The organism is Rhodopseudomonas sp. (assembly GCF_048594845.1).
In the GTDB taxonomy this organism is placed as follows: Bacteria; Pseudomonadota; Alphaproteobacteria; order Rhizobiales; family Xanthobacteraceae; genus Rhodopseudomonas.
In genome coordinates this window covers 1-3,796 of the sequence record NZ_JBMDXE010000298.1, presented here as the reverse complement: position 1 = coordinate 3,796, position 3,796 = coordinate 1, and the positions used below count along the sequence as shown (strand labels likewise).

At 66.4% G+C, this 3,796-nt stretch carries 2 protein-coding genes and 1 pseudogene; all 3 read right to left on the bottom strand.

Features of this window, described 5'->3' with window-relative positions:
- The coding region (locus ACOJTD_RS19340; protein ID WP_420134489.1) for a hypothetical protein at positions 1–186 on the bottom strand (186 nt) is incomplete at its 3' end.
- 246 nt (positions 187–432) lie between these two features.
- The gene (locus tag ACOJTD_RS19335) at positions 433–3,570 is read right to left on the bottom strand and encodes an efflux RND transporter permease subunit (RefSeq protein ID WP_420134488.1); all 3,138 of its coding nucleotides are present in this window, start codon (positions 3,568–3,570) and stop codon (positions 433–435) included.
- A gap of 25 nt (positions 3,571–3,595) precedes the next feature.
- Positions 3,596–3,796 (bottom strand): annotated as a pseudogene (locus tag ACOJTD_RS19330) (efflux transporter periplasmic adaptor subunit); the annotation flags it as partial.

Genomic DNA, 3,796 nt, shown 5'->3' with positions numbered 1-3,796 from the left:
GCCGCCTGCACCCGCGCCGCCTGCACCGGCACCGCCGGCCCCCGCGCCACCAGCCCCGGCGCCGCCTGCACCTGCGCCACCGCCAGCGCCACCACCGGCACCGCCGCCTTGCGCCATCACCTGGCTGGTCGCCAGCGCCAGCCCCGCGACGAGAGCCATCATCGTCATCGCCTTACCCATCTGCATCTGCGTCCTCTCTCTTGTTATTTGCACGCGGGACCAATCCGGCGTTATCGGCCGCGTTCCTATCGGGACGACACGCGACGATGCGTCACCGTCACCGCATCTCGATGCGATGCTGCTAACTGCCGGCGCTCATCGGCGAGGAGACGAGCTGTGCTTTGGGACGACTGCACTGCGGTAATGCAAACGCCGCCGCAGGATGGACTCATCGCTGCGGGGCGTCGGCCGGCTTAGCGGCGCGAATGGTAGTCAGCCTGCCGACCTATCGTCTGATACGCGCTTGCGGCCGAGCCGCTCCAGCACGGTGAAGAACGACGGCACGAACAGCACCGCGAGGCCGGTCGAGGCGAGCATGCCGGCGACCACCGCGATCCCCAGCGAGGTCCGCGCTCCTGCGCCGGCGCCGGACGCGAAGGCCAGCGGCAGCATACCGAAGATGAAGGCGAACGACGTCATCAGGATCGGACGAAACCGCAGCCGCGCTGCCTCCGTCGCGGCCTCCGTAGCCGGCATGCCTTCGGCACATTTCTCGCGGGCATATTCGACGATCAGGATCGCGTTCTTGGCCGCCAGCGCGATTAGCAGCACGATGCCGATCTGCGTGTAGAGATCGTTCGGCAGGCCGGAGAGCTGCAGCGCCGCCACAGTGCCCAGTAGCGTCAGCGGCACCGCGAGGATCACCGCAAGCGGCTGCAGCCAGCTTTCGTACTGGCCGGCGAGCACGAAATACACCAGCAGTAATGCAACCGCGAAGACGTAGTAGATCTGATTGCCGACGATCTGTTCCTGATACGACATACCGGTCCAGGCCGTGCCCATCGACGATGGCAGCGAGGCGGCAGCGACGTCGGTCATCAGCGTCATCGCCTCGCCGGAGCTGAGGTTCGGGGAGGGGCTGCCGACGACGGTCGCGGCCGGATAGAGATTGTACAGCGTCACCAGCGGCGGGCCGACGTCGTCGGTGAGCGAGGCAACGGCGCCGAGCGGCACCATTTGATTGCCGGAGCCTTTGACCTTCAGCTTCAGCACGTCCACCGGCCGCAGCCGGAACGGCGCATCGGCCTGCACATAGACCTGGAAGACGTTGTTGAACTTGGTGAACTGGTTGACGTAGGTCGAGCCGAGATAGCTCTCCACGGCGGAGAATACCTGGCCGACGGTGACGCCGAGCGTTTCGGCCTTCATGCGGTCGACCACCAGCGGCAGCTGCTTGACATTGCCCTTGAAGGTCGAGGCGACGTTGGCGAGGCCGGTCTGCGTCCCGGCGTTGGCGGCGAGCTGCTCGGCGGCATTCTGCAGCGCCAGAAAATCCGAACTGCCGTTCTTCATCTCCACCATCATGGTGAAGCCGCTGGAATTGCCGATGCCCTGGATCGACGGCGGCATCAGCACCAGCGCGATCGCGGTGTCGATTCCCGCCAGCCCGCGCCGGACCTCCGCGGCGATCGCGTCGATCGACAGCGCCGCGGATTTGCGGTGATCCCAATCCTTCAGCACGACATACAGCATGCCGGCATTGTAGAGCGTGGCATTGTTGTCGAGCGGCGAGATGCCGGACACGCCGATGACGCTGTCGACGCCTGCGACCTGCCGTACGACCTCGACCGCCTTGGCCACCGTCGCCTCGGTGCGCTGCGCGGAGGCGGCGTCGGGTAGTTTCAGGTTGACGATGAAATAGCCCTGATCTTCGGACGGCAGAAAGCTCGTCGGCACGCGCGCCAGGCCGTAGAAGGCGAGGCCGACCAGAGCGAGGCCGACCAGCGTGGTCGGGATGCTCCAGGTCACCAGGCGGCGGATCAGCGCCGCATAAACGGCCTCGCAGCGCCCGTAGACCGCGTTGAAGGCGCGATAGACGAAGGCGCGTTGCTCGGGCGGCACCGGCGCGCGCAGCCACAGCGCGCATTGCGTCGGCTTCAGCGTCACGGCGTTGATCGCCGAGATCAAAGCGGTCGCGGCGATCACCAGCGCGAATTGCTGATACATCTTGCCGGTGAGCCCCGGTAGCGCCGCGGCCGGCAGGAACACCGCCATCAGCACCAGCGTGATGCCGATGATCGGCCCGAACAGCTCCGACATGGCTTTGACGGCGGCCTCGCTGCTCGACATCCCGCCGGCGATATGCCGCGCGACGCCTTCAACGATGACGATGGCGTCGTCGACCACGATGCCGATCGCCAGCACCAGCGCGAACAAAGTGGTGGTGTTGACCGTGAAGCCCATCGCCGCCATCGCTGCGAACGCGCCGATGATCGTCACCGGGACGGTGGTGGCCGGCACCAGCATCGCCCGCCAGTCCTGCATGAACAGCAGGATCACCACGAGCACCAGCACGGCGGCGATGATCAGCGTCTCGTAGACTTCGTCGACCGAGGCGGTGATGAACTTGGTGCTGTCGAACGATACCCTGTAGTCGAGCCCGGCCGGGAACGTCTTCGCCATCTCCTTCATCTTCGCGTTGACGGACTGCGCCACCGTGAGCGCATTGGCGCCCGACAGCAGCGAGATGGCGATCGCGGCAGACGGCTTGCCGTCCAGCGTGGCGGTCTGGCCGTAGGAAGCGGCCCCCAGCTCGACCCGGCCGAGGTCGTCGACGCGGACCAGCTTGCCGCCGCCTTCGTCGACGGCCTTGACCACGATGGTCTCGAAATCGGCTGCGTTGCTGAACCGGCCGGTGACGTCGAGGGCGTATTGGAAGTTCACGGTGTTCGGCGTCGGCGGGCCGCCGACCAGACCGGCGGTGACCTCGCTGCTCTGCTGCTTGATCGCCGTGATTACGTCGCTCGGGGTGAGGCCGTAGCTTTGCAGCCGGTCCGGATCGAGCCAGATCCGCATCGCGTAAGATCCCGAGCCGAGCACCGAGACGTCACCGACGCCGGGCAGGCGGGCCAGCTCGTTCTGCAGGTTGATCTTGGCGTAATTGGCGAGGAACAGGTTGTCGTAGCGCCCGTCCGACGACACCAGGCTGACGAATTGCAGGATCGCGGTCGACTTCTTCTTGACGTTCAGGCCCTGCGTCGACACTGACGCCGGCAATTGCGCGGTAGCCAGCGCGACGCGATTTTGCACCAGCACCTGCGCCATGTCGGTATTGGTGCCGATGTCGAAGGTGACGACGAGGCTGTAGCTGCCGTCACTGGCGCTGGTCGACTGCATGTAGATCATGCCCTCGACGCCGTTGACCTGCTGCTCGATCGGCAGCGCCACCGAATCCATCACGGTACGCGCGCTGGCGCCGGGATAGGTCGCGGTCACCGACACGGTGGGCGGCACCACGTCGGGATATTGCGACACCGGCAGCCGCGCGAGCGACAACGCGCCCATCAGGATGATGAGGAACGCCAGCGTGTTGGAGAGCACCGGCCGTTCGATGAAGAAGCGCGAAAACATGAGGACGCCTCGTGGGCCGATGAGGTCAGGGCTTGGTCGCGCCGGAGCCGGCCGCGGGTGTCAAGGCCGCGGGGGCGGGTTTGGGGCCGCTGGGTGCAGGCGCCATCGCGCCGGCCACCGGGGCCACGGTGTTGCCCGCGACCGCGCGCTGGATGGCGCCGATCACCACCTTGTCGTCCGCTGATAGCCCCTTGGTGATCACCCGTAACGGTCCTTCGAGCGGGCC

Excerpts from the sequence above, each read along its gene's own strand:
- ACOJTD_RS19335 (WP_420134488.1), bottom strand. The coding sequence starts at position 3,570 with ATGTTTTCGCGCTTCTTCATCGAACGGCCGGTGCTCTCCAACACGCTG.